Origin of the sequence: Ancylobacter oerskovii (assembly GCF_018390555.1) — a bacterium.
Taxonomy (GTDB): domain Bacteria; phylum Pseudomonadota; class Alphaproteobacteria; order Rhizobiales; family Xanthobacteraceae; genus Ancylobacter; species Ancylobacter oerskovii.
Genome location: NZ_JAHBGB010000019.1, coordinates 327,436 through 353,315 on the forward strand (window position 1 = coordinate 327,436; position 25,880 = coordinate 353,315).

Annotated in this window: 20 protein-coding genes; 9 read left to right on the plus strand and 11 right to left on the minus strand. The window is 69.6% G+C overall.

The genetic code is table 11. The features are described from left to right. The first annotated feature begins 12 nt into the window (after nucleotides 1–12). The 3 genes from KHC19_RS10380 to KHC19_RS10390 all read left to right on the plus strand — a co-directional run bounded on the left by KHC19_RS10380 (nucleotide 13) and on the right by KHC19_RS10390 (nucleotide 3,479). A complete protein-coding gene (locus tag KHC19_RS10380) occupies nucleotides 13–795 on the plus strand; it encodes a succinate dehydrogenase iron-sulfur subunit (protein WP_213352266.1) in 783 nt (260 codons plus the stop codon). 404 nt (nucleotides 796–1,199) lie between these two features. Continuing rightward, nucleotides 1,200–2,102: a tRNA glutamyl-Q(34) synthetase GluQRS gene (gluQRS, locus tag KHC19_RS10385; protein WP_213352267.1), complete on the plus strand. Its 903-nt coding sequence runs from the start codon at nucleotides 1,200–1,202 to the stop codon at nucleotides 2,100–2,102. Between the two features lie 132 nt (nucleotides 2,103–2,234). Beyond that, the gene (locus KHC19_RS10390) at nucleotides 2,235–3,479 is read left to right on the plus strand and encodes a glycerophosphodiester phosphodiesterase family protein (protein ID WP_213352268.1); all 1,245 of its coding nucleotides are present in this window, start codon (nucleotides 2,235–2,237) and stop codon (nucleotides 3,477–3,479) included. Nucleotides 3,480–3,731: 252 nt separating this feature from the next. On the opposite strand, the gene KHC19_RS10395 is transcribed toward KHC19_RS10390, so the two are convergent. The 3 genes from KHC19_RS10395 to KHC19_RS10405 form a co-directional block, all read right to left on the minus strand. Next, nucleotides 3,732–4,688, minus strand: a complete 957-nt coding sequence (locus KHC19_RS10395; RefSeq protein ID WP_213352269.1) for an AEC family transporter — start codon at nucleotides 4,686–4,688, stop codon at nucleotides 3,732–3,734. Nucleotides 4,689–4,695: 7 nt separating this feature from the next. Continuing rightward, nucleotides 4,696–5,016: a hypothetical protein gene (locus KHC19_RS10400; RefSeq protein WP_213352270.1), complete on the minus strand. Its 321-nt coding sequence runs from the start codon at nucleotides 5,014–5,016 to the stop codon at nucleotides 4,696–4,698. Between the two features lie 240 nt (nucleotides 5,017–5,256). Continuing rightward, on the minus strand, nucleotides 5,257–7,470 hold the full coding sequence (locus tag KHC19_RS10405) for a primosomal protein N' (protein WP_213352271.1): 2,214 nt from the start codon (nucleotides 7,468–7,470) through the stop codon (nucleotides 5,257–5,259). A gap of 51 nt (nucleotides 7,471–7,521) precedes the next feature. Here KHC19_RS10405 and KHC19_RS10410 point away from each other — a divergent pair, with 51 nt between their 5' ends. The 3 genes from KHC19_RS10410 (at nucleotide 7,522) to KHC19_RS26200 (ending at nucleotide 9,221) form a co-directional block, all read left to right on the plus strand. Next, nucleotides 7,522–8,529, plus strand: coding sequence for a tyrosine recombinase XerC (locus tag KHC19_RS10410; RefSeq protein WP_213352272.1), 1,008 nt, complete (start codon nucleotides 7,522–7,524; stop codon nucleotides 8,527–8,529). Nucleotides 8,530–8,531: 2 nt separating this feature from the next. Continuing rightward, nucleotides 8,532–8,987: a VOC family protein gene (locus KHC19_RS10415; RefSeq protein WP_246548633.1), complete on the plus strand. Its 456-nt coding sequence runs from the start codon at nucleotides 8,532–8,534 to the stop codon at nucleotides 8,985–8,987. A 108-nt stretch (nucleotides 8,988–9,095) separates the two neighbouring features. Then, nucleotides 9,096–9,221: a hypothetical protein gene (locus KHC19_RS26200; RefSeq protein ID WP_281418559.1), complete on the plus strand. Its 126-nt coding sequence runs from the start codon at nucleotides 9,096–9,098 to the stop codon at nucleotides 9,219–9,221. A 107-nt stretch (nucleotides 9,222–9,328) separates the two neighbouring features. Here KHC19_RS26200 and lpdA read toward each other — a convergent pair whose 3' ends face one another. The 6 genes from lpdA to zapE form a co-directional block, all read right to left on the minus strand. Further along, on the minus strand, nucleotides 9,329–10,729 hold the full coding sequence (lpdA, locus tag KHC19_RS10420) for a dihydrolipoyl dehydrogenase (protein WP_213352273.1): 1,401 nt from the start codon (nucleotides 10,727–10,729) through the stop codon (nucleotides 9,329–9,331). 107 nt (nucleotides 10,730–10,836) lie between these two features. After that, nucleotides 10,837–12,072 carry a 2-oxoglutarate dehydrogenase complex dihydrolipoyllysine-residue succinyltransferase gene (odhB, locus tag KHC19_RS10425; RefSeq protein ID WP_213352274.1) on the minus strand — a complete coding sequence of 412 codons (1,236 nt, stop codon included), beginning with the start codon at nucleotides 12,070–12,072 and terminating at the stop codon, nucleotides 10,837–10,839. A 74-nt stretch (nucleotides 12,073–12,146) separates the two neighbouring features. After that, nucleotides 12,147–15,125, minus strand: a complete 2,979-nt coding sequence (locus tag KHC19_RS10430) for a 2-oxoglutarate dehydrogenase E1 component (protein WP_213352275.1) — start codon at nucleotides 15,123–15,125, stop codon at nucleotides 12,147–12,149. Between the two features lie 312 nt (nucleotides 15,126–15,437). Next, nucleotides 15,438–16,403 carry a malate dehydrogenase gene (gene mdh, locus KHC19_RS10435; RefSeq protein WP_213352276.1) on the minus strand — a complete coding sequence of 322 codons (966 nt, stop codon included), beginning with the start codon at nucleotides 16,401–16,403 and terminating at the stop codon, nucleotides 15,438–15,440. Between the two features lie 314 nt (nucleotides 16,404–16,717). Further along, entirely contained in the window at nucleotides 16,718–17,449 is a 732-nt protein-coding gene (locus tag KHC19_RS10440; RefSeq protein WP_213352277.1) for a DUF1003 domain-containing protein, read from the minus strand. Between the two features lie 38 nt (nucleotides 17,450–17,487). Further along, nucleotides 17,488–18,702: a cell division protein ZapE gene (gene zapE / locus KHC19_RS10445; protein ID WP_213352278.1), complete on the minus strand. Its 1,215-nt coding sequence runs from the start codon at nucleotides 18,700–18,702 to the stop codon at nucleotides 17,488–17,490. A 393-nt stretch (nucleotides 18,703–19,095) separates the two neighbouring features. Between zapE and KHC19_RS10450 the strand changes: the two genes are divergently transcribed. The 3 genes from KHC19_RS10450 to KHC19_RS10460 all read left to right on the plus strand — a co-directional run bounded on the left by KHC19_RS10450 (nucleotide 19,096) and on the right by KHC19_RS10460 (nucleotide 23,132). Next, nucleotides 19,096–19,734: a GNAT family N-acetyltransferase gene (locus KHC19_RS10450; RefSeq protein ID WP_213352279.1), complete on the plus strand. Its 639-nt coding sequence runs from the start codon at nucleotides 19,096–19,098 to the stop codon at nucleotides 19,732–19,734. Nucleotides 19,735–19,899: 165 nt separating this feature from the next. Continuing rightward, nucleotides 19,900–22,374, plus strand: coding sequence for a DUF3772 domain-containing protein (locus KHC19_RS10455; protein WP_213352280.1), 2,475 nt, complete (start codon nucleotides 19,900–19,902; stop codon nucleotides 22,372–22,374). 116 nt (nucleotides 22,375–22,490) lie between these two features. Next, complete coding sequence (locus tag KHC19_RS10460) at nucleotides 22,491–23,132, plus strand: CAP domain-containing protein (RefSeq protein ID WP_213352281.1); 642 nt, start codon at nucleotides 22,491–22,493, stop codon at nucleotides 23,130–23,132. A 35-nt stretch (nucleotides 23,133–23,167) separates the two neighbouring features. On the opposite strand, the gene KHC19_RS10465 is transcribed toward KHC19_RS10460, so the two are convergent. Next, the gene (locus KHC19_RS10465; RefSeq protein WP_213352282.1) at nucleotides 23,168–24,295 is read right to left on the minus strand and encodes a CobW family GTP-binding protein; all 1,128 of its coding nucleotides are present in this window, start codon (nucleotides 24,293–24,295) and stop codon (nucleotides 23,168–23,170) included. Nucleotides 24,296–24,302: 7 nt separating this feature from the next. Continuing rightward, complete coding sequence (locus KHC19_RS26205) at nucleotides 24,303–25,784, minus strand: D-alanyl-D-alanine carboxypeptidase family protein (protein WP_281418563.1); 1,482 nt, start codon at nucleotides 25,782–25,784, stop codon at nucleotides 24,303–24,305. Nucleotides 25,785–25,880 lie beyond the last annotated feature (96 nt).

Sequence of the window (25,880 nt, forward strand, 5' to 3'; positions counted from 1 at the left end):
TGAAGGCCGAACATGGTCCAGCTCACGCTTCCGAAGAACTCGCAGCTCGTCGACGGCAAGGTGTGGCCGAAGCCGGAAGGCTCCAACCGGCTGACCGAATACCGAATCTATCGCTGGAACCCGGATGACGGGAAGAACCCGCATGTCGACACCTATTATGTCGACCGCGACGATTGCGGGCCGATGGTTCTCGACGGCCTGATCTACATCAAGAACAAGATCGACCCGACGCTGACCTTCCGCCGCTCCTGCCGCGAGGGCATCTGCGGCTCCTGCGCGATGAACATCGACGGCACCAACACGCTGGCCTGCCTGAAGAGCATGGACGACGTGACGGCGAAGTCGGTGAACATCTACCCGCTGCCGCACATGCCGGTGGTGAAGGACCTGGTGCCGGACCTCACCCAGTTCTACGCCCAGCACGCCTCAGTGGAGCCGTGGCTGCACACCAAGACCCCGGCGCCGGAAAAGGAATGGCCGCAGGGTCGGCAGGACCGCGAGAAGCTCGACGGGCTCTATGAGTGCATCCTGTGCGCCTGCTGCTCGACCTCCTGCCCGAGCTACTGGTGGAATGGCGACCGCTATCTCGGCCCGGCGGCGCTGCTGCAGGCCTATCGCTGGCTGATCGACTCACGCGACGAGGCGACCGGCGAGCGGCTCGACGACCTTGAGGACCCGTTCCGGCTCTATCGCTGCCACACCATCATGAACTGCGCCAAGGCCTGCCCGAAGGGGCTGAACCCGGCCAAGGCGATCGCCGAGATCAAGAAGATGATGGTGGCCCGCCAGTTCTGACGGCGGCTCTTCTTCTTCCGACGCGTCGACATGGCCGGGACGAACCCGGCCATGTTTTTTGGTTCAGCATGGCCGGGCTCGTCCCGGCCATGTGCGTTTCCGGGGACCTTTGTGCGCGGGGGACGTCGTGGATGCCTGGCCCAAGGCCGGTCATGACGATGCTTTCGTTGTCGAGGTCGACGGGACGGCAGCTCCGTTTTCCGGGGGAAGGGCTTCGTTTCGGGGAGCGTCCTCGCCCCTCACCCGGCGCTGCGCGCCGACCTCTCCCCAACGGGGAGAGGTTTGGAAAGGGGTCGTGGCGTCTGCCGAGTGTCGTTCCCTCTTCCCGTCGGGAAGAGGGATGGGGTGAGGGGCCTTTGCCGGCCCTCTCGCCTCGCGCGGGGCTCCTGGCGTAGACATGGTCAATGTCCCGCCCCGATCCCCGCCCCGTCTTCCGCTTCGCGCCGAGCCCGAACGGGCTGCTGCATCTCGGCCATGCGCGTTCGGCGCTGCTCAATGCCGAGATGGCGCGGGCGGCCGGCGGGCGGTTTCTCCTGCGCATCGAGGACATCGACGCCACGCGCTGCCGGCCGGACTACGAGGCGGCGATCCACGAGGATCTCCGCTGGCTCGGGCTCGACTGGGAGCGGCCGGTGCGCCGGCAGTCCGAGCACATGGACGCCTATCGCGCTGCGCTGGAGCGGCTGGAGGCGATGGGGCTCGTCTATGCGAGCTTCGAGAGCCGCGCCGAGATCCGCCGGGACGTGGCGGCGCGGCCGGGCTGGCCCGTCGATCCCGACGGGGCGCCGCTGTTCCCGTTCAACCGCGCGGCCATGAGTGACGAGGAGCGCCGCACCCGGCAGGCGGCGGGCGAACCCTATGCGCTCCGGCTCGACATGGCGCGGGCGGTGGCCGTGGCCGGAGAGGGGCTGAGCTGGCGGGAACTGGCGCCTCGCCCCGCGACGCCGCCATCGGGGGGGCGGGATGAAGACGGGGCGGCGCCGGTGACGGCCGATCCGGCGGCCTGGGGCGATGTCGTCATCGCCCGCAAGGAGACGCCGACCAGCTATCATCTCTCGGTGGTGGTCGACGATGCCGCGCAGGGCGTGACCCATGTGGTGCGCGGCGCCGACCTCAAGGCGGCGACCTCGGTGCATAGGCTGCTGCAGCGGCTGCTCGGCCTGCCCGAGCCGCTTTATCACCATCACCCGCTGGTGCTGGACGGCGAGGGGCGCAAGCTCTCCAAGTCGATCGGCTCGGAAAGCCTGCGGGACCTGCGGGCGCGAGGGGTGAGCGCGGAAGCGGTGCGGGGCCTGGCGCTCGGCTGAGCCATGCGGGATTCGCGACGAGGGCAAGGGCTCGTCCGGGGGCGACGCGTCGGGCGTCGCGCTGCGTCAAGCCGGTGTCATGAGCGCCGATTATCCCTTCGCCGTTGCTTGCCGGAGGGAAGGGAACCCCTGATGCTGCGCCTCATGTCGATCCGCCTGCCGCTTGCCGCGCTGGCGCTCTCGCTCTCCCTCGCGCCGGTGGCGGCGCAGGAGGTTAGCCGGCTCGCGGATGTCGGTCCGCGTCCGTTCCATCTCGTTGACACGATGAAGGACGGTCCGCTGAAGGATCAGCTGGCGCAGTGCAAGGGCCCCTTCACCACCAGGAATTTCTCGATCTCGCATCGCGGCGCGCCGCTGCAGTTCCCCGAGCACACCCGCGAGGGCTATCTCGCCGCCGCCCAGATGGGCGCCGGCGTCATCGAATGCGACGTCGCCTTCACCAAGGACCGCCAGCTGGTGTGTCGCCACGCCCAGTGCGACCTGCACACCACCACCGATATCCTCACCCGGCCCGAGCTCGCCTCGAAGTGCTCGCAGGGCTTCGAGCCGGCCGATCCGGCCACCGGCCGCAAGGCCAGCGCCAAGTGCTGCACCAGCGACCTGACGCTCGCCGAGTTCAAGACGCTGAAGCCGAAGATGGACGCCGGCAACCCCGCTGCCACGACCGTCGCCGACTACATGAACTCCACGCCGCGCTGGCGCACCGATCTCTATGTCGACCGCGCGACGCTGATGTCGCACAAGGAATATATCGAGCTGGTGAAGTCGCTCGGCCTGAAGTTCACCCCGGAACTGAAGGCGCCCGAGGTGAAGATGCCGTTCGACGGCGACTACACCCAGCAGGCCTACGCCCAGCAGCTGATCGACGAATACAAGGCGGCCGGCATCGACCCCAAGGATGTCTATGCCCAGTCCTTCCAGCTCGAGGACGTGCTCTACTGGCTGAAGAACGCCCCGGACTTCGGCGCGCAGGCTGTTTATCTCGACGGCCGCGACGAGACCGACACCGGCTTCGACAACATGAAGGCGGAGACGTGGAAGCCCTCCATGAAGGAGCTGGCCGACAAGGGGGTGAAGATCCTCGCCCCGCCGCTGTGGATGCTGGTGACCGCCAAGGACGGCAAGATCGTGCCCTCGCTCTATGCCGAGGAGGCCAAGAAGGCCGGGCTGGGGCTGATCTCCTGGTCGCTGGAGCGCTCCGGTCCGCTGAAGGATGGCGGCGGCTATTACTACCAGTCGGTGAAGCCGGTGATCGACCGCGACGGCGACACGCTGGCGCTGCTCGACGTGCTGGCCCGCGACATCGGCGTGATCGGCGTGTTCTCCGACTGGCCGGCGACCACCACCTTCTATGCCAACTGCATGAAGCTGAACTGAGCGGACCCGCTGCCGGTCGTTGCTCTCCCGGCTGGGGGGAGATGGCCGGCAAAGCGGGAGGTGAGGGCGCTCGCGACTGGGAAGCGGGGAGGCCCCTCACCCCACCCCTCTCCCCAACGGGGAGAGGGAGCCGCCCGGATTGCGGGCGTTCGACGGCGTGATGGCGGTTCGGGGGCTCTCTCCCGACGGGAGCGGGGCTGACCGGCCCGCACCGGGAGCGGCCTCTCCGGGGACATCGGCCGGTGTCCCGGCTCAGTTCACGCCGAGGATCAGGAACCACGCCGAGACGGTGAACAGGCTGAGCGCGGTGGACAGCGACACCGCGCTCGCCGAGGCGGTGACGCCGACGCGGTAGCGCTGGGCCAGCAGATAGGCGTTGATGCCCGAGGGCATCGCCGCGAACACCACCGCGACATCGGCCCACACCTTCGGCATCGGCAGCACCTGCACCAGCCCGAACACCAGCGCCGGATGCACCACCAGCTTCAGCGCGGTGATCATCGCCGCCGGGGCGAGGTCGCCGCGGATCGGGTAGCGATGCAGGGCGAGGCCGAGCGAGACCAGCGCGCAGGGCGAGGCGGAGGCGGCCAGCATGTCGAGGGTCTGCTTCAGGAGGCCGTCCGGCGCGTAGCCGATCACCTTGGCGATGCCGCCGGCATAGATGCCGAGCAGGATCGGGTTGTAGGCGAGCTGGCGGCCGAGCTTCTTCAGCCCGGCGAGCGACAGGCCGGAGGCGGCGCCCTCGGTGAGCACCGTGGCCACCACCATCATCACCGGCAGATGGATGGCGATGAGCAGGAACAGCGGCACCGCTCCCTCCGGCCCGAAGGCGGTGAGGATGAGCGGCACGCCGACGAACACCGTATTGGCCTGGCCGGAGGTGAAGCCCTGGATCACCGCCTCGGTATGGTCGCGGCCGAACAGTTTTCGCGCCGCGAGCATGCCGAGCGCGAACACCGTGAAGGCGCCGGTGAAATAGGCGATCCAGTAGCCCCAGGGCTGGCCCTCGGCCGGCAGTTCCGCCTCGGCCAGCGTCTTGAAGATCAGCACCGGCACGGCCAGCCCGAATACATATTCGGACAGGCCCTCCGCCGCCTTCTCGCGCAGCAGGCCGCCGCGGCTCGCCACATAGCCGAGGCCGATCAGCCCGAAGACCGGGGCCACGAGGAAGGCGATGCCCGCGAGCTGGGCGCCGAGCTGCGCGAGCATGAAAGCCTCAGGCTGCCGCTTCCGATGCGGCGGGGGAGACGGCGGTGGAGACCAGATGCGAGGCGCGCACCGGCACCATCACATCGATGCGCGACCACAGCCGCTCGGCGACCTCGACCGGGGCGGTGAAGGCGATCTCGGCCCGCAGCAGGCCGAGATCGGCCATGTCGACGGCACCGTCGGCCGGACCGTCCATGCGCACGCGGGTGGGCTGGACGTCATGCACGGCGAAGGGCTCGAGCAGGCGGAGCATGAGATTGGGGTGGGCATCGGCCTCGACCACGAGGCGATGGCGCAGGAGACCGTGACTGAGGGTATGGGCGGTCATCGGAAGGAATCCACGAATGACGAGGGAAGGGCAGGCGCGTCAGCTCTCCCGGCCGATGAAATCGGCAAGCGAGCTCAGAGGTCCCGGCCGATGAAATCGGCCGGGCGACGAATTCGCCGTCCCGCGCGGATGCGCTTGCTCGTCACCATAGTCGTCATGGCCGGCAAGCTAGGCGGCCGGCGCGCGCTCGTCAATATGACGTAGGTATGTGCTGCGGCATGCCGTGGCGGCCGGCGGGGCTCACAGGAAGCTCTGCGGGTCGATGTCGATCTCCACCTTCACATTGCCGCGCGGGCGCGGGGCCTTCGCCATCCAGTCGCGCACATAGGCGGAGAGGTCGAAGCCGCGGGGAGCGCGCGCCAGCAGCCGCAGGCGGTGGCGCCCGCGCAGCAGCGCGATCGGCGCCTCCGCCGGGCCGAGGATTCGCACGCCCTCGACGATGGGCGCGGAGGCGGCCAGCGCCTGGGCGTGGCGCTGCGCCTCGTGCGCCTCGTTCGCCGAGACCACGAGGCCGCAGAAGCGGGCGAAGGGCGGCAGATGCGCTTCCTCGCGCACACCGATCTCGCGGTCGTAGAAGGCGGCGCGGTCGCCGGCGATCAGCGCCTGCATCACCGGATGCTCGGGCATGAAGGTCTGCAGGAAGGCGCGGCCCTCCAGCTTGTGGCGTCCGGCGCGTCCGGCCACCTGGTGCAGCAGCTGGAAGGTGCGCTCCGCCGCGCGGGGGTCTCCGTGCCCCAACCCGACATCGGCGTCGACGACGCCGACCAGCGCGAGGCCGGGGAAATTGTGGCCCTTGGCCACCAGCTGGGTGCCGACCACGACGTCCACCTCGCCATCCTCGATGGCCTTCAGTTCGGCGCGCAGCCGCTCGACGCCGCCGGCGAGATCGGAGGACAGCACCTGGATGCGGGCCGCCGGCATGAGCGCCTGGATCTCCTCATGCAGCCGCTCGACCCCCGGGCCGCAGGGGATGAGGCTGTTGGGCTCGTGGCAGGAGGGGCAGGCCTCCGGCACCGGGGTGGCGTAGCCGCATTGGTGGCATTCGAGCCGGCGGCGGAAGCGGTGCTCGACCAGCCAGGAGGAGCAGGAGGGGCAGCGGATGCGGTGGCCGCAGGTGCGGCACAGAGTGAGCGGCGCGTAGCCGCGGCGATTGAGGAACAGCAGCGCCTGCCCGCCTTCCTCGACGGTGCGGGTGATGTCCTCGACCAGCGAGGGGGCGATCCAGCGGCCCTTGGGCGGCCCCTGCCGGCGCATGTCGATGGGCTCGAGGCGCGGCACCTTGGTGCCGGCGAAGCGCTCGGGCAGCGCGAGGCGGAGATAGCGGCCCCGGCGGGCATTCACCTCGGTCTCGATGGAGGGCGTCGCCGAGGCGAGCACCACCGGCGCCCCGGCAAGGCGGGCCCGCACCACCGCCATGTCGCGGGCATGGTAGCGCACGCCGTCCTCCTGCTTGTAGGCGGCGTCGTGCTCCTCGTCGACGATGACGAGGCCGAGGTCGGCAAACGGCAGGAACAGCGCCGAGCGGGCGCCGGCCACCACGCTCACCTCACCGGAGGCGACGCCGGCGAAGACGCGGCCCCGGCGCTTGGTGCCGACCGCCGAATGCCATTGCGCCGGGGCGACGCCGAAGCGCTTGGCGAAGCGATCGAGGAAGGCCTGGGTGAGGGCGATTTCCGGCATCAGGATCAGCACCTGCCGGCGATCGCGGATCGCCTGCGCCACCGCCTCGAAATAGGTCTCGGTCTTGCCGGAGCCGGTGACGCCGTCGAGCAGGTGCACGCGGAATTCGTGCGCCGCCACCGCCTCGCGCAGCACGTCCGCCGCCGCCTTCTGGCCCGGCAGCAGTTCCGGCACCGCATGGTCCGGGTCCGGGGGCTCGGCGGCGGGCTCGGGTGGCAGGGTGACGGTCTCCAGCACGCCGTCGTCGATGAGGCCGTCGACCACCGAGGGCGAGACCCCGGCCTCGCGGGCGGCATCGCCCTTGGGGCGCAGGAAGCCGTCCGCCAGCGCCTCGATGACCTTTTCGCGCGCGCTGGTGCGGCGTTCCGGGCGCTTGTCGGTGAGCCGCACGCCGACGCGCTCGCGCTGCGGGCCGGCCGCCTCGTCATGGCGGAGCGCGAGGCGCAGCACCATGCCGGGCGGGGTGACGGTGTATTCCGCCATCCACTCGATGAAGGCGATCATCTGGGCCGACAGCGGCGGGGCGGCATATTTGCGGATGACCGGCTTCAGCTTGCCCGGATCGACCGGCTTTTGCGGCGCGGCGGGATCGCGCGGCCAGACGCAGCCGAGGATGTTGCGGGTGCCGAGCGGCACCACCACCACGTCGCCGGGGGCGAGCTCCATGCCCTCCGGCACGCGATAGGAATAGGCGGCGCCGAGGGCGACGGGCAGCAGCACGTCGACGGTCAACGGCGCCTCGGCGGGCAGGAGGGCGGGAATCGGAGCTTTCATTAAGCCACATATGGCATGTTTGCCGCCTCAGGCGAGGAGGAACCGCGCTTCATGGCGATGAGCGACGCACAGCGGGCGGAGCGGGCGGAGACGGCGCTACTGGCGGGGGCGGCGCCGGACGTGGCGACGGCGCTGAAGGACTGGCTGGCGCGGCTCGGCCATGAGCGGCGGCTGTCGCCCAAGACCCGCGAGGCCTATGCCCGCGACATGCTCGGCTTTCTCGGCCATCTTGCCCGGCATCTCGGCGAGCGGCCGGACCTTGCGGCGTTCTCGGCGCTCGCCCCCCGCGACGTGCGGGCGGTGATCGCCGCCAAGCGGGCGGAGGGGATCGAGCCGCGCACGCAGATGCGCTTCCTCGCCGCCGCCCGCTCCTTCGGCCGGCATCTGGAGCGCGAGGGGCTGGGCAAGGTGGGGGCGCTCACCGCGGTGCGGGCGCCGCGCATCGCCCGCACGCTGCCGCGGCCGGTCTCGGTGGCGGATGCGAAGAAGCTCGCCGATCCCGACAGCCGTGCCGGCGAGGCGCGGGACGGCTGGGTATTGCAGCGCGACGCGGCGGTGCTGGCGCTGCTCTACGGCTCGGGCCTGCGCATTTCCGAGGCGCTGGGGCTCATGCGCCGCGACATGCCGGCGCCGGGGGAGGGCGACCACATCACCGTCACCGGCAAGGGCGGCAAGACCCGCATGGTGCCGGTGCTGCCCGGCGTGCTGGACGCCATTGCCGGCTATGCCGCGGCCTGCCCCTTCCAGCTGGAGCCCGGCGGGCCGCTGTTCCGCGGCGAGAAGGGCGGGCCGCTCTCGCCGCGCATCGTGCAGCGGGTGGTGGAGCAGTTGCGCGGAGGGCTGGGGCTGCCGGACACCGCCACGCCGCATGCGCTGCGCCATTCCTTCGCGACGCACCTCTTGGCGCGCGGCGGCGATCTGCGCTCGATCCAGGAACTTCTCGGCCACGCCTCGCTTTCCACCACGCAGATCTACGCCGCCGTGGATGCCTCGGCGCTGATGGCGAGCTGGCGGGCGGCGCATCCCCGTGCCCGCCTCGGCGACGGCAAGGGAGGATAGCCATGGAGCCGAAAGTCGGGCCGATCCTGCCGATGATCGACCACATGTCGGTCGGGGTGAGCGATCTCGCGCGCTCGGTGGCCTTCTACGACGCGGTGCTGACGCCGCTCGGCTATCGGCGGGCGCGTCTCCACGAGGCGTCGCAGGACCCCAATGGCGCCGCCGCCTGCTGGGGACGGCCGGGCGAGCAGCCCTCGCCGGACGGGCCGCCGGGCGCCGCGGCGTTCTGGATCCAGCGCCGGGCCGATGCGGTGACGCCGCAGCCGGGCTGCCATTTCTGCTTCCTGGCACCGGATCGGGAGGCGGTGCGGCTGTTCCACGCCGCCGGACTGACGCATGGCGGCACCGATTTCGGCGCGCCCGGCCTGCGCCCGCCTTATGGCGAGGGGTATCATGCCGCCTTCCTCACCGACCCCGACGGCTGGAGGATCGAGGCGCTGACCTACACGGCTGCGTGAGACCGGGCGGAATTGCCCGATTTCCGGTCACAGGACACCGGCGGCGCGCTTTCCATCACCTGACGTATGGGTAGACTGCCGGGGTGTCCACACCGGAGGAGACCTGACATGAAGAAGATCGTGACGGCCCTGTGTGCGCTTTCCCTGACCGTGGCGGTTTCGGGGGCCGCCTTTGCCGATTGCCCCGGCCATGCCTCGGTGAAGCAGCCGGCGACGACGTCGCAGGGCACCTGATCCGCCCGACGGAGCAAACGGAACGGCCCGGAGAGGGGATCTCCGGGCCGTTCTCGTTCTGGCATCCGTCGACCGGAACGGGGAGATGATCTCCCCATCGCGGCGGTTCACATGTGGATGGCGCGCTTCTCCACCGCCATCGCTGCCTCCTTCACCGCCTCCGAGCGGGTGGGGTGGGCGTGGCAGGTGCGGGCGAGGTCCTCGGACGAGCCGCCGAACTCCATCAGCACCGCGCATTCGTGGATCATCTCGCCGGCCTCGACGCCGATGATGTGGGCGCCCAGCACCTTGTCGGTGGCGGCGTCGGCGAGGATCTTCACGAAGCCCTCGGTCTGGTCGTTGGCCTTGGCGCGGCCATTGGCGAGGAAGGGGAACTTGCCGACCTTGTACTCGATGCCGGCGGCCTTCAGCTCCTCCTCGGTCTTGCCGACCGAGGCGACCTCCGGCGAGGTGTAGACCACGCCGGGAATGACGTCGTAATTCACATGCCCGGCCTGGCCGGCCAGCAGCTCGGCCAGCGCCACGCCCTCGTCCTCGGCCTTGTGGGCCAGCATCGGGCCGGCAATGGCATCGCCGATGGCGAAGATGCCGGGGACGTTGGTGCGGAAATAATGGTCGGTGACCACGCGGCCGCGCTTGTCCTTCTCGACGCCCAGCGCCTCCAGGCCGAGGCCTTCGGTGTAGGCGACACGGCCGATGGCGACCAGCACGACATCGGCTTCCAGCGTCTCGGCGGCGCCGCCGGCGGCGGGCTCGATGGAGGCCTTCAGCGTGGCGCCGGAGGTGTCGACGCCGGTGACCTTGGCGCCGAGCCTGAAGGCGATGCCCTGCTTTTCCAGGATGCGCTGGAACGACTTGGCGACCTCGCCGTCCATGCCCGGCAGGATGCGGTCGAGGAACTCGACCACCGTGACCTCGGCGCCGAGGCGGCGCCACACCGAGCCGAGCTCCAGCCCGATGACGCCGGCGCCGACCACGATCAGCTTGCCCGGCACCTTGGGAAGCGCGATGGCGCCGGTGGAGGAGACGATGCGCTGCTCGTCGATCTCGATGCCCGGCAGCTTCGCCACGTCCGAGCCGGTGGCGATGACGATGGCCTTCGATTCCAGCGACTGCTTGCCGCCGTCGGCGAGCGCGACCTCGACCTTGCCCGGCGCGGCGATGGTGGCGGTGCCGTGGAAGGTGTCGATCTTGTTCTTCTTCATCAGGAAGGCGACACCCTTGGTGTTGCCGTCCACCGCCTTGTCCTTGAAGCCGAGCAGCGCCGGCAGGTCGAGCTTCGGCTTGTCGACCACGATGCCCATATTGGCGAAGGAGTGGCCGGCTTCCTCGAACAGCTCGGAGGCGTGCAGCAGCGCCTTGGAGGGGATGCAGCCGACATTGAGGCAGGTGCCGCCGAAGGTGGCGCGCTTCTCCACCACCGCGACCTTGAGGCCGAGCTGCGAGGCGCGGATGGCGCAGACATAGCCGCCCGGGCCGGTGCCGATGACGATCAGGTCGTAGGACATTGATTTCCACCCGTTGAGGGGAACGGCCGGATCGGCCGGCCGCGCGTTCTAGCAGATGCGAGAAGCGGCCGGTCGGACCGGCCGCTCAGGGGATGCCTCGGAGGCGATCACAGGTCCAGCACGAGGCGGGTCGGATCTTCCAGCGCTTCCTTGACGCGGACGAGGAAGGTCACCGCGCCCTTGCCGTCGACGATGCGGTGGTCGTAGCTGAGCGCGAGGTACATCATCGGGCGGATGACCACCTGGCCCTTGATCGCCACCGGGCGCTCCTCGATGCGGTGCATGCCGAGAATGCCCGACTGCGGCGCGTTGAGGATCGGGGTGGACATCAGCGAGCCGTAGATGCCGCCATTGGTGATGGTGAAGGTGCCGCCCTGCATGTCCTCGATGCCGAGCTTGCCGTCGCGCGCCTTGCGGCCATAGCCGGCAATGGCCTTCTCGATGCCGGCGATGGAGAGCTGGTCGGCGTCGCGCACCACCGGCACGACGAGGCCCTTGTCGGTGCCGACGGCGATGCCGACGTTGTAATAGTTCTTGTAGATCAGGTCCTGGCCGTCGATCTCGGCATTCACCTCCGGCACATCCTTCAGCGCCTGGATGACCGCCTTGGTGAAGAAGCCCATGAAGCCGAGCTTCACGCCGTGCTTCTTCTCGAACACGTCCTTGTACTGCGCGCGCAGGCTCATCACCGCCGACATGTCGACATCGTTGAAGGTGGTGAGCATGGCGGCGGAGTTCTGCGCGTCCTTCAGCCGCTTGGCGATGGTCTGGCGCAGCTTGGTCATCTTGACCCGCTCCTCGCGCGCGGCGTCGTCGGGCGTCGAGGGCGCCCGGGCCGCCACGGGGGCGGGCGCGGCGGCCGGCGTCGCGAGGGCGGCGAGCATGTCGCCCTTGGTCACCCGGCCGTCCTTGCCGGAGCCGGCGAGCAGGGCCGGGTTGATGCCGGTCTCGGCGGCCAGCTTGGCGACCGCCGGGCCGTTGGAGCCGGACGCGGCGGCGGCAGCCGCGGCAGGGGCCGCGGTGGCGGGAGCGGCGGGAGCCGGCTTCGGGGCCTCGGCCTTGGCCGGTGCGGGAGCCGCGGCGGCGGGCGCGGCCGCCGCGCCCGAGCCGGCACCGATGGAGCCGAGCAGGGCGCCGACGCCGACGGTCTCACCGTCCTTGGCGACGATCTCGGAGAGCACGCCGGCGGCGGGGGCCGGCACCTCGATGGTGACCTTGTCGGTCTCAAGCTCGACGATCGGCTCGTCGGCGGCGACGGCCTCGCCGGCCTTCTTGAACCACTTGCCGATGGTCGCTTCGGTGACCGATTCGCCCAGCGTCGGAACGCGGATCTCGGTGGCCATGCTCGTTTTCCCTTACCTACCCTTGAGCCGGCCGCATGGCCGGCGCTCCCTTCGGTTCGTCAGTTGACCGCGTATCAATCCAAGGCGTCTTGCAGGAACGCCTTCAGCTGGGCGAGATGCTTCGACATCAGGCCGGTGGCGGTGGCCGCCGAGGCCGGCCGGCCGGCATAGCGCGGCCGCTTCGACACGCCGCCCGCCTGTTCCAGCACCCATTCCAGATAAGGCTGCACGAAGGCCCAGGCGCCCTGGTTCTTCGGCTCTTCCTGGCACCAGACGATCTCCGCCTGCTTGAAGCGCGACAATTCCTGCACCAGCGTCTTCAGCGGGAACGGGAACAGCTGCTCGATGCGCATCAGGTAGATGTCGTCGATGCCGCGGCGCTCGCGCTCCTCGAACAGGTCATAATAGACCTTGCCCGAGCACAGCACGACGCGACGGATCTTGTCGTCGGCCTGCAGCGTGACCGATTCCGGCCCCTTCACCACATGCTCGTTCTGGGCGTCGTCCCACAGCACGCGATGGAACGAGGTGCCGGCGCCGAACTGGGCAAGCGTGGAGACCGCGCGCTTGTGGCGGAGCAGGCTCTTCGGCGTCATCAGGATCAGCGGCTTGCGGAAGTCGCGCTTCAGCTGGCGGCGCAGGGCGTGGAAATAGTTTGCCGGCGTCGTCAGGTTGGCGACCTGCATGTTGTCCTCGGCGCACATCTGCAGATAGCGCTCCAGGCGGGCGGAGGAATGCTCCGGCCCCTGGCCCTCATAGCCGTGCGGCAGCAGGCAGACGAGGCCGGACATGCGCAGCCACTTGCGCTCGCCCGAGGACAGGAACTGGTCGAACACCACCTGCGCGCCATTGGCGAAGTCGCCGAACTGCGCCTCCCACAGCACCAGGGCGTTGGGCTCGGACAGCGAATAGCCGTACTCGAAGCCGAGCACCGCCTCTTCCGAGAGCATCGAGTTGATGACCTCGTAATGCGCCTGGCCCTCGCGCACATGGTTGAACGGGGTGTAGCGGTCCTCGTTCTGCTGGTCGATCAGCACCGAATGGCGCTGCGAGAAGGTGCCGCGCTCGCAATCCTGGCCGGACAGGCGCACCGGGTGGCCGTCGAGCTGCAGCGTGGTGAAGGCCAACGCCTCGGCGGTCGACCAGTCGATGCCCTGGCCGTCGGAAATCGCCTTGGCGCGGGCATCGAGGAAGCGCTGGATGGTGCGGTGGACCTGGAAGCCTTCCGGCACCGTGGTGATGCGGGTGCCGATTTCCTTGAGCTCGTCGATGTCGACGCCGGTATTGCCGCGGCGCGGATCGTCGGCATCCGCCGCCGCCTTCAGGCCGGCCCAGCGGCCGTCGAGCCAGTCGGCCTTGTTCGGCTTGTAGGCCTGGCCGGCGTCGTATTCGGCATCGAGGCGCGAGCGCCACTCGGCCTTCATGCGGTCGAACTCGGCGGCGTCGACGACGCCCTCGGCCTCGAGCTTCCGGGAATAGAGCTCCAGCGTGGTCGGGTGCTGCTTGATCGCCTTGTACATCAGCGGCTGGGTGAAGGCGGGCTCGTCGCCTTCATTGTGGCCGAAGCGGCGGTAGCAGAACATGTCGATGACCACCGGCTTGCGGAAGCGCTGGCGGAACTCGATGGCGATCTTGGCGGCGAAGGTCACGGCCTCCGGGTCGTCGCCGTTCACATGGAAGATCGGCGCCTCGATGGTCTTCGCCACGTCCGACGGATAGGGCGAGGAGCGCGAGAAGCGCGGATAGGTGGTGAAGCCGATCTGATTGTTGATGATGAAGTGGATCGAGCCGCCGGTGCGGTGCCCCTTCAGGCCGGACAGGCCGAAGCACTCGGCCACCACGCCCTGGCCGGCGAAGGCGGCGTCGCCGTGCAGCAGCAGCGGCAGCACCTGGGTGCGCTCGGTGTCGCCCAGCGCGTCCTGCTTGGCGCGGCACTTGCCGAGCACCACCGGGTCGACGATCTCGAGATGCGACGGGTTGGCGGTGAGCGACAGATGCACCTTGTTGCCGTCGAACTCGCGGTCCGAGGAGGCGCCGAGGTGGTACTTCACGTCGCCGGAGCCCTCGACCTCGTCGGGGGCCCAGGAGCCGCCCTTGAACTCGTGGAACAGCGCCCGGTGCGGCTTGCCCATCACCTGGGTCAGCGTGTTGAGGCGGCCGCGATGGGCCATACCGAACACGATCTCGGTGACGCCGAGCTGGCCGCCGCGCTTGATGATCTGCTCGAGCGCCGGGATCAGGCTCTCGCCGCCGTCGAGGCCGAAGCGCTTGGTGCCGGTGTAGCGGACGTCGAGGAACTTCTCGAAGCCCTCGGCCTCGACCAGCTTGTTGAGGATCGCCTTCTTGCCCTCGGGGGTGAAGGTGATCTCCTTGTCGACGCCCTCGATGCGCTCCTGGATCCATGCCTTCTCCTCCGGCGAGGAGATGTGCATGAACTCGACGCCGAGCGTCTGGCAGTAGGTGCGCTGAAGGACGGCCACCATCTGGCGGACGGTGGCGAATTCGAGCCCGAGGACGTGATCGATGAAGATCGGCCGGTCGAGGTCGGCCTCGGTGACGAAGCCGTAGGAGGCCGGGTCGAGCTCGGGAGCGGGGTGCTCGGGCTCCAGACCCAGCGGGTCGAGCTTGGCGTGGAGATGGCCGCGCATGCGGTAGGCGCGGATCATCATCAGCGCCTTGACGGAATCGCGGGTGGCCTGCTGCACGTCGGCGGCGGAGAGCTCGACGCCGGCCTTCTGCGCCTTCTCGGCGGCCTTGGCCTCGACCTTCCTGCCGACCGCCTTCTCCACCTCGATCCAGTTGCCGTCGAGGGCGGAGACCAGCTCGCCATTGGCATGGAGCGGCCAGTTGTCCCGCTTCCACGAGGCGCCGCGGGCGCTCTTCGCCACGTCGGCGGGCGAATCCTTCAGCGCCGCGAAGAAGGCCTGCCACTCGGGATCGACCGAGGCGGGATCGGCCTCGTAGCTCGCATAGAGCTGCTCGATCCAGGCCGCATTGGCGCCGTAGAGGAAGGAGGTGTTGAGGAAGGCTTCGTTCGAGTCCGCGCGCGACATTGTCGGCTCCTGAGGGACCGTTGCGGTCCGGTGGAGGCGCTTTCTCACCGATGGCCATCCTGCCAGGCGACAGAAGGACCGGTCCGATGCCCCGTTCCGGGGACGAAAGCTGTGGTCTTCAGTCTATATAGGCTCGTCTTGACGTCATGAATGCCGCGAGATTGCGGCGCGGGCCTGCAAAAAACGATGATCTCGCCCGTTCTTGACCCGGCTCGATCATTCCGGCGCACGCACGTCGCCCGGCCTCCCGGCACAAGCAAGATAGGTACCGAGATCCCCGGCGGCCAGGTACCGCCGGGGACCTCGTATCGTTCACGCCGCGAGGCCGGGCGCGATCTTCTGGCACTCGGCGACCAGTTCCTTCACCGAGGCGACCGACTTGTCGAGCATGGCCTGCTCATTGGCGTCGAGCGCGATCTCGACGATCTTCTCCACGCCGTTGGCGCCGATGATGACGGGCACGCCGAGATAGAGGTCGCTCAGCCCGTACTCGCCCGACAGATAGGCGGCGGCCGGCAGCAGGCGCCGCTTGTCGCGCAGATAGGAGGTCGCCATCTCGATCGCCGAGGCGGCTGGGGCGTAGAAGGCGGAGCCGGTCTTCAGCAGGTTGACGATCTCGCCGCCGCCCTTGCGGGTGCGCTCGACGATGGCGTCGACCTTGGCCTGGGTGGTCCAGCCCATCTCGACGAGGTCCGGCAGCGGGATGCCGGCGACGCCGGAATAGCGCACCAGCGGCACCATGTCGTCGCCATGGCCGCCGAGCACGAAGGCGGTGACGTCCTCCACCGAGACCTTGAACTCGTCGGCGAGGAAATAGCGGAAGCGCGCCGAATCCAGCACGCCGGCCATGCCGACCACCTTGTTGGTGGGCAGGCCGGAGGCCTTCTGCAGCGCCCACACCATGGCGTCGAGCGGGTTGGTGATGCAGATCACGAAGGCGTCGGGAGCGTATTGCTTGATGCCTTCGCCGACCTGCTGCATCACCTTCAGGTTGATGTCGAGAAGGTCGGAGCGGCTCATGCCCGGCTTGCGCGGCACGCCGGCGGTGACGATGATGACGTCGGCGCCCGCGATTGCCTCGTAGCTGTTGGTGCCGGCATAGGTGGCGTCGAAGCCGAGGACCGGCGACGCCTCCGCGATGTCGAGGCTCTTGCCCTGCGGAACACCTTCGACGACGTCGAAGAGGACAATGTCCCCAAGCTCCTTGAGACCCGTGAGGAGGGCGAGCGTGCCCCCGATCTGACCGGCCCCGATCAGTGCAATCTTTGCTCGAGCCATGAGATTTCCTGACGATCCGTGGGAAAAAGCGGCGAAGTGCCGCGCCGGCTTCCGATAACCCTTCTCGCCGGAGGGTTCAAGCGAGGATGGCCGGTAGTGTAAACATTGGCGTCTACGACTTTACGACGATGATCGTGGCATATGGCATGCCGAATACCTGATCTGTGTCTTCGACATGACTATCGCGTGATCGGCCGATCACCATCCCGCTCCGCCGGATGCGATGACGAATCGATGACGACCGTCGGAAGCGGTGCCGCAGCACCATGCAGACCTTCGGGCGGGGGGCTTTGCCCGGCGGGGCGCCAGCCGGGTCAGCGCCGGCGCTGCAGCACCTCCTCCATCAGCTCGATCTGGATCGACTGGATCTCGGCGAGGCGCTCCCATTGCCGGGTCAGCATGTGGTCGATCTTCTCGTGCAGGTGCCGGATCTCCAGCTCCGCCTTGAGGTTGACCCGGTAGTCGTTCTCCGAGCGCTTGCGATCCTTCGCCTCCTGCCGCTTCTGGCTCATCATGATGATCGGCGCCTGCAGCGCGGCGATGCAGGACAGCACGAGATTGAGCAGGATGAAGGGATAGGGATCGAAGGCGCCGGCCGCGAGCAGCGCGGTGTTGACGATCATCCACACCACCAGCAGCGAGCAGAAGCCGATGATGAAGGTCCAGCTGCCGCCGAAGCTGGCGATCACGTCGGCGGCGCGCTCGCCGAGGCTGCGCCCCTCGTCCAGCTCCTCCTCGACATTGGCGGCCAGCGTCTCGTGATGGGTGAGGCTCTCGATGACGTCGCGCTCGATCTGCGAGAGGTCGCCGCGCTCGGCCTGCAGCGTCTCGGCGATCATGTTGGCGCGTTCGGCGGCGATCGCCTCGCGGGAGAGGAGGGCGTCGTCCGCAATGCCCGGGTGGGCGGCGCGGATATGGGCGGCGAGCGCCGGGCGCAGCGCATCCAGCCGCTCGCCGTCGTGACGGGAGAGCGGCGCGCCGGTGATGGCGCAGCGGTGCCGGTGAGGGTGCTCGGCGTCGTCCGGGGCGGGGGGCGGATGTTTCATGGTGTCGTCCCGCTCCGTCGTCTTCCGTGCGTGGCCGGTCAGGTCTCGACGAGGCCGGTGGTGTTGCCGCTGGCTTGCGAATCGCCGCGTCCATGCGGACGCGCCAGGTAGTCGGCCGAGCGCATCTCGTGCAGGCGCGAGACCGTGCGCGCCCATTCGAACGCCTCGGCTCCCTCGGTGCCGCGATAGAGTTCCTCCGGCTCCGCCGCCGCCGAGGCGACGAGCTTGACGCCCTTGTCGTAGAGCTCGTCGATCAGGGTGATGAAGCGCTTGGCCTCGTTGCGCTTGTCCTGATCCATTACCGGCACATGGTCGATGACGAGCGTGTGATAGGTGCGGGCGAGGCGAAGGTAATCCGACGCGCCGAGCGGCGCCTCGCACAGATCGGCGAAGGAGAAGCGCGCCGCGCCGCCGCCCGCCTTCGGCACGCGAAGATTGCGCCCGCCGGAGACCACGTTCGCCGGGGCGCCGCCATCGGCGCCGGCGAGGCGGTGCCAGATCTTCTCCACCTCACGGTCGACCTCGGCGGGGGTGCCGTGCTCGCCCGGCACGTACCAGATGCGGGCGCCGCCGAGCTTCTCCATGCGGTAATCGGTGGGCGAATCGATGCGCACCACGTCCATATGCGCCTCGATCAGCTTGATGAAGGGCAGGAACAGCGCGCGGTTGAGGCCGCCCTCATAGAGGTTTTCCGGGGCGACGTTGGAGGTGGCGACGATGACGACCCCGGCGTCGAACAGCTTCTCGAACAGCCGGCCGAGGATCATCGCGTCGGCGATGTCGGTGACGTGGAACTCGTCGAAGCACAACAGCCAGGCTTCCTCGGCCAGCGCCTTGGCGACGACGGCGATGGGATCGGCATCCTTGAGCTTGCCGGCCTTCATGTCGCTGCGAACCTGGAAGATGCGGGCGTGCACGTCGGCCATGAATTCATGGAAATGCGCGCGGCGCTTGCGCTTGCGCACGGCCACGCAATCATAGAACAGGTCGACCAGCATGGTCTTGCCGCGGCCGACCGAGCCGTGGATGTAGAGCCCGCGCGGCGGCGGCTCCTGCACGTCCCGCTTGGCGAACAGCCAGCCGAGCGCCGAGGACTTGCGGGCGAGGCGGCGGGTGGCGATGCGCTGCTCCAGCCGGGACAGCGCGGTGACCACCTTGGCCTGCCCGGCATCGGGCAGGATGTCGCCGGCCGCCATGCGGGCGACATACCGCGCCGCGAGAACCGATCCGCCCGCTTCTGCCGCGACGTCCATCTGGCGAACTCCTCACATTGTGCCGCGCACACCTAGCGAGGCGGCGACGGTCCAGCAAGGAGGCGCCGGGTCGCCTTGGACGAAAGGTTCAGGCGGAACGTGCGCGATTGCAATATCGGGCCCGGTCGATCGTCCCTGGACGGGATTCATCGCAAGAAAACCGGCCGGCTGCGTGCCCGCCGCCCGGCGCGACCCGTGTTGCCGCTTGACCGTCCCCGCCTGCTTCCACACAGTCTTTCCCGGCTTTGCCGCCTGCGCGGGTGCGGTGCGGGATCACCTCAGCGTCGCGCCGGCTGCATGCGAGCCATGCAGGGCTGCCGGTTGTTCGATGCTGCGGTGCGAATATGTATGTCGCGCCGCAATATGGCGGTGGATGCGATGCCCGGAACGCCGATGATCGAGACGCTCCCGCCCGGAAAGCCCGCCGAGGCCCCCGCCTCGCGGAGCGAGGCCGTCGCCGAGGGCGTGATCCGCAAGATCGTGCCCGCCGAGCGGCAGGATTTCCTCGACCATCTGATGCGCCTCGATCCGCTGAGCCGCTTCATGCGCTTCGGCGGCGTGGTGTCCGATGCCGCGCTGGCCCGCCATGCCAGCCGCGCGGTCGAGGGCGACAAGCTGCTGGTCGGCTATTTCGCCGATGGCCAGCTGCGTGCCGTCGCCGAACTGCATCCCCTGCCGAAGAAGCCGGGCCGGCCGGTCGCCGCCGAGGCGGCCTTCAGCGTCGAACGCGACTGGCAGGGCAAGGGCATCGGCTCGGCGCTGATGCGCCAGCTGGTGCTGCTGGCGCAGAATCGCGGCATCGAGGATCTCGAAGTGGTGTTCCTGCCCAATAACGGCCGGATGAAGAGCATCGCGCTGCGTCACGAAGCGGATTTCTCGCTCGACGAGACCGAGATGGTCGGCCATATGCGCACGCCGCGGGCGACGCCGTTTTCCTGGCTGCGGGAGATGATGGGCGACGTCTCGGCGGTGTTTTCCTCCGCGTTCGAATTGCAGGACCGGATGCTGCCGCGGCCGCATCGCGGCCACTGACCGTCTGGCGGGGCGAGGCCTCGCCGACGGCCGGCCGTCTTCGGGCGATGAGCGCGGCGCGACCCGCTGGCCACGCCCTCCCGACCGGGCCGCCTTGACCTGCTGCCTTGACTTGGCCGCGATCGGGCGAGAGACAGGTCCATCCTCATCGACTGCGTCCGGTTCATGGTCATTTCTCGCCGCCTCGTCCCCGATGCCGTGCCCGGCATCTTCCTGCGCGCCGCGGTGGCGCTGCTGCTCGCGCTGGCCTTCGTCGCCGGCGCCCACGCCCAGACGACGCTCGACGCCAAGAGCGTGCATGATCGCCTGGAAGGCCAGCGCGCGGTGGTCGACAGCGTGGAAGGGGGCCTCGGGCGCGACGGCTTGCGCTCGCAGGATCTCGACGAGCTGCGCTCGCGTCTCGATCCGGTACGCGCCGATCTGACGGCGGCGGCCGCGGTGCTCGAGCCGATGGTGAGTGACCTCAACCACCGCATCCAGGAGCTGGGGCCGAAGCCGGCGGCCGACGCGCCGCCGGAGAATGCCTCCGTCACCGCCCAGCGCGACGAACTCACCGCGCAGGCCGCCGAGGTGGAGGGGCTGGCCAAGCAGGTGCGGCTGCTCAGCACGCGTGGCGACCAGCTGTCGGACCGCATCACCAGCCGCCGCCGGGCATTGTTCACCGACCAGCTGCTGGCGCGCTCCTTCTCCATCCTCAATCCCGAATTGTGGCTGTCCTCGGCCAGCGCCCTCGCCATGGAGGGACGGGGCGTCCGCTACCTTCTCAGCGACTGGCAGGCCTATGCCGGCAGCCGCATGCCGCCATGGGGCCAGTTGCTGCTGGCGCTGGTCGTCCTCGGCATCGGGGCGCTGGCGGGGATGCTGCGCCGGCTCCTGGCCCGGCCGCTGCGCCGGCTGAAGCGGGAGCTGGGCGAGGAGCCGCTGCCACGCCTGCAGGCCTGCAACGCCTCGCTGCTCACCGGCCTCGTCGCCGTGGTGCCGCCGATCCTCGGCGTCGTCGCCTCGATCGCGCTGCTCGACGGCCTCGACGTGCTGCCGGCCCGGGTGCTCGAGGTCATGCAGGGCGTGCTCTTGGCGGTGGTGGTCGTCAGCGCCGGGCGGGGCATGCTGCTCGCCGCGCTGGCGCCCGACGAGCCCTGGCGGCGGGCGGTGCCGGTGAGCGACGCGGTCGCGAGCCTGCTCTACCGGCATGTCGTCACCGGTGTCTGGCTGCTCGGCGCCGCCGCCTTCCTCTCCAGCCTTCACCGGGCCCTGGTGACGCCGGTGGCGCTGACCGTCGCCACCAACGCCCTGCTGGCGCTCGGCCTGGCGATCATCGCCATCTCCACGGTGCGGGCGCTGGCCGCCGACGACGAGCCGGCGGCGGAGGCCGCGGCCGGTGCGCCGGCGGGAGACGGCCAGCCGGAGAGCGCGCTCGCCGTCGCTTCCGCCGCCGCGCTGCAATGGGCGCGCTTCCCCTTCTGGGTGCTGAACTTCGTCGTGCTCGGCGCGCTGCTGGCCGGCTATGTCAGCCTTGCGAGCTTCCTCGCCTCGCGCTCGCTGGTGGCGGTGGTGTTCGCGCTGTTCGTCTATGTGGTGGTGGCGCTGATCAACGCCTTCTTCATCGAGGGCATCGCCCAGGGCCACAAGGCGAAGATGGCGGCGCGCACGCTGGGCGTGCGCCCGGCCAGCCTCGAGCTGATCGCCGTGCTGGTGGCCGGCGTGCTCAAGGTGGTGGTGATCGTGCTCGCCATCGTCGTGGTGGTCGGCACCTGGGGCACCTCCACCGCCGACCTGCGCGACGTGGTCAGCCGCATCACCTTCGGCTTCACCATCGGCACCTCGACGGTGACGATCGGCGACATCCTCTATGCCGTGCTGTTCCTGGTGGTGGGCATCCTCATCGCCCGCGCCATCCAGCGCTGGGTCTCGGTGGCGATCCTGCCGCGCACCGCCTTCGATCCCGGCCTGCAGAACTCCATCGCCACCATCATCGGCTATGTGATCTCGCTGGCGGTGATCGCCATGGCGATGGGGCAGATCGGCCTCAACCTGCAGAACATCGCGCTGGTCGCCGGTGCGCTGTCGGTGGGTATCGGCTTCGGCCTGCAATCGATCGTGTCGAACTTCGTCTCCGGCCTGATCCTGCTCGCCGAGCGGCCGATCCGCGTCGGCGACACCATCAACGTCAAGGGCGAGGAAGGCTATGTGCGCCGCATCTCGGTGCGCGCCACCGAGATCGAGACCTTCGACCGCGCCGCCGTGCTGATCCCGAATTCCGACCTGATCACCGGCCTCGTCAAGAACTACACCCACGCCAACACCACCGGGCGCATCATCCTGCAGATCAACGTCGCCTACGACGCCGACGCCGAGGCGGTGCGCGACCTCCTGATCGGCTGCGCCTGCGACCATCCGCAGGTGCTGCGCTCGCCGCCGCCGCGGGTGTTCCTCGTCAAGTTCGGCGACAGCTACCTGCAGTTCGAGCTGCGCTGCGTGGTCGCCAATGTCGACTATGCGCTGACCGTGAAGAGCGACCTGCATTTCGCGGTGCTCGACCGGATGAAGCAGGCGCGCATCGGCATTCCCTACACGCCCTGGAACATCTATCGCGGCGGCTCGCTGGACGCCCCCGACCCCACGGCGGGCGAGGACGGCTGAGCCGCGCGCCGCCCTCATCCGCGGGCGGGCCGCGCAAAGGTCTTTCAACCTTTGGGGCACATGCTCCGGCCTCGATCCTGATTCGCGCTTTCTCCTCCTGCCCCCGAGAGGCTTGCATGCCTGGTTTCCCGATCCCGCGCCGTGTCCTTCCGCGCCTGATGGCCGGCGCGCTGCTGCTGCCGCTCGCGCTGGCCGGCTGCGCCGCGCCGCCGCCGGTGGCGACCGATCCCACCTTCTATGCCGACCTCTCCAAGGGCGGGCAGCTCGATCCCGAGGCGGCCGCCTCGCTGGTGTCCGACTATCGGCGCGGCCGCGGCCTGCCCGCCGTGGCCCTCGACCCGGTGCTGATGCGCGTGGCCGAGCAGCAGGCCAAGGCGATGGCGGCGGCGGACGAGCTCTCCCACTCGGTGGGCGGGCGCGGCTTCGTGCAGCGGCTGAAATCGGCCGGCTGGACCGGGCTGACGGCGGTGGAGAATGTCGGCGCCGGCTATCACACGCTCGCCGAGGCCTTCTCCGGCTGGCGGGACTCGCCCTCGCACAACAAGAACATGCTGGCGCCGGGCATGACCAAGATCGGCATCGCCGCCGTGGCGGTGCCGCGCAGCCGCTACCGCGTCTACTGGGCCATGGTGCTCGGCAAGCCGGATCCGAAGGTGGAAGCCGCCGCCCAGGCCGCGGCGGCACCGGCCGGCTCGGCGCCCGCCGCCTCCGGCGCGACCACCGTCACCTTCGGCGGCGCGACCGTCTCCGGGCAATAGGCGAGGCGCGGGCGCCGCGTCTCGCCGTTGTCCATCTAGCGGCGCAGCGTCGCCGGGGCGAGCGGGTTGTCGGTGAGCGCTCTGCCGTCCGGCTGGTCCGGCGCTGGCAGTCCCATGAAGGCATCGAACAGCCGGCGGATCACCGCCGGCTCGACATCGCGCACGATCATCACGAGGCGGGTGCGGCGATCCTCGTCCGGCCAGTCGGCCAGCTGGCTCGGCGGGTGCAGCACATGCTGCACGCCGTGCAGCACCAGCGGCCGCGCCGGATCCTCGGCCAGCCGAACGATGCCCTTGAGGCGCAGCAGCTTGTCGCCATGCATGCCGCGCACAAGCTCGAGGAACATGTCGAGCGCCGCGGCCGGCACGAGCGCCTCGGTGGCGACGGTGAAGGCGCGGATGCGGTCGTCATGGCGGTTGGCGTCGTGGGAATGGCCGCGTTGCGCGGCTTCCGCCGCCTCGACCGCCTCGGCGTTGAGCCAGCGCCGGACATCGGGAATCTTGGTCGCCGGATCGTAGAGACCGGCATCGAGCAAGGCCGCCGGCGTCGCCTCGCCCTTCGCGGCGTCGAGGCGGACGGCGCCGGGAGCGAGAAGATCCAGCCGGGCCTGGAGGGCGGCGAAACCCGCCTGCCGCTCCGGCGTGTCGAGAAGGTCGGTCTTGGTGACGACCAGCCGGTCGGCGATGGCCACCTGCTTCACCGCCTCGGGATGGGCGTCGAGCGTCGCCAGCCCGTTCACCGCATCGACCACCGTCACCACCCCGGCGAGGCGGAAGCGCATGACGAGGTAGGGGTGCATCATCAGCACATGCAGGATCGGCGCCGGGTCGGCGAGGCCGGTGGTCTCGATCATCACCCGCCGGAACGGCGGAATGACGCCGTTGTCCATCCGGCGCAACAGGTGCTCCAGTCCCTCGACCAGATCGCCGCGCACCGTGCAGCACAGGCAGCCCGAGGCGAGCAGCACCGTGGCGTCGTCGAAATGCTGCACCAGCAGATGATCGAGCCCGATCTCGCCGAACTCGTTGATGAGCACGGCGGTGTCCTTGAGGTCCGGGTCCGCGAGCAGGGCGTTGAGCCGCGTGGTCTTGCCGGCGCCGAGGAAGCCGGTGAGCAGCGTGACCGGGATCGGCTCCGGCTGCCGAGGCGTCGGTTCGGTCATGTCGAGGCTACTGCGCCGCCGGGGCGGGGGCGGGGACCGGCGCGACGATGATGGTGGGCTGCGAGCCGGATGCCGCCGCCGGCTTGGCGGCGGGCTTGGCGGCCGGCTTCGCCGCGGGCTTGGGCTTGGCGGCGGCCGCCGTCGGCTTCGAGGCGGCGGGCTTCGAGGTCGCGGGCTTGGCTGCCGGGGGCTTGGCCGCCGCGCCGGCGGCCGGGGTGGCATCGCCCGTCGAATCCGTCATCACCGTGTTTTCCGGCTTGGTCTTCGACTTGGATCCGGGCTTGGAACCGGGTTTGGGCGGCGCCACGGGAATGGCCACCTGCTTGGCGCCGGTCACTTTCTTGCTGCCGGTGGCGGTCTTCTTCGGCGCCGGCGCCGGGTAGGCGGCGGCGAGCGCCGCGGGGTTCGGGGTCGGCCCGACGAACACCTCGACCGGCGGCATGGAGGGCGGCAGGTTCTGCAGCAGGCTGGCGCCGGTCACGTTGGCGCCGAGCGCGCCCATGCCGGCGGCGGCGAAGCCGGCCGGCGCCGGGCCGCTGTCGTCGTCGGCCTCGGAGGCGATGGTCTTGCGCTTGGCGCCGCACACCTGGGCGCGCATGTCGGTGGGCGGGCCGGCCTCGTTGCGGAGCGAATCCACCGTCGGGGCGACGCTGCCGAAGATCTGCCAGGACTGGTTGAAGCCCCGCTCCAGCAGCAGCGCCGCCTGCTCGGTGCGCTCCTTGCCGGAGCTGGTGCCGAGCACGATGGCCAGCAGGCGCTTGTTGCCCCGATGGGCGGTGGCGGCCAGGTTGAAGCCGGAGGCACAGATGAAGCCGGTCTTCATGCCGTCGGCGCCCGGATAGCGGTCGATCAGCTTGTTGTAGCTGCGCACGACATTGTTGCCGATCTTCATCGCCGGGATGCGGAACAGCTGCTCATGCTCGGGATATTCGAGCACGATGGCGCGCACCAGCACCGCGAGGTCGCGGGCGGTGGTGATGTTGTTGGGATCGGGCAGGCCGTTCGGATTGGCGAAATGCGAGCCGGTCATGCCGAGGTCGCGCGCCGCCTGGTTCATCTCCTCCACGAAGGCCGGAACCGAGCCGCTGACGCCTTCGGCGATCACATAGGCCATGTCGTTCGCCGACTTGACCAGCATCATCTTCAGGGCGTTGTCGACGGTGAGCTGCGTGCCCGGCACGAAGCCCATCTTGGACGGCGCCTGCGAGGCGGCCAGCGGCGAGACGCCGATCAGCGTGCTTTCGGTCAGCCGGCCCGCCTTGAGCGCGCGGAAGGTGACATAGGCGGTCATCAGCTTGGTGATGGAGGCCGGGTACCAGGGCTTGGTCGCCTCCTCCGCCAGCAGCACCTTGCCGCTGTCGATGTCCACCACCAGCGACGGCGTCGCCCGCGCGGCGGAAAGGCCGGCCATGGGCAGGACCGCGGCGAGGGCGCCGGCCACGGCGAGGATGATGGCGCGGCTACGGCTGCGGCGGGAGGAGGGGAACATCACGCGACGCGATCCGTTTCTGACTGAAAATCACTGATGCCCCTTCCATACCGCGTCCGTCGCCCGGGATCAAAAGGCGTGGATGCGGAAAGTGCC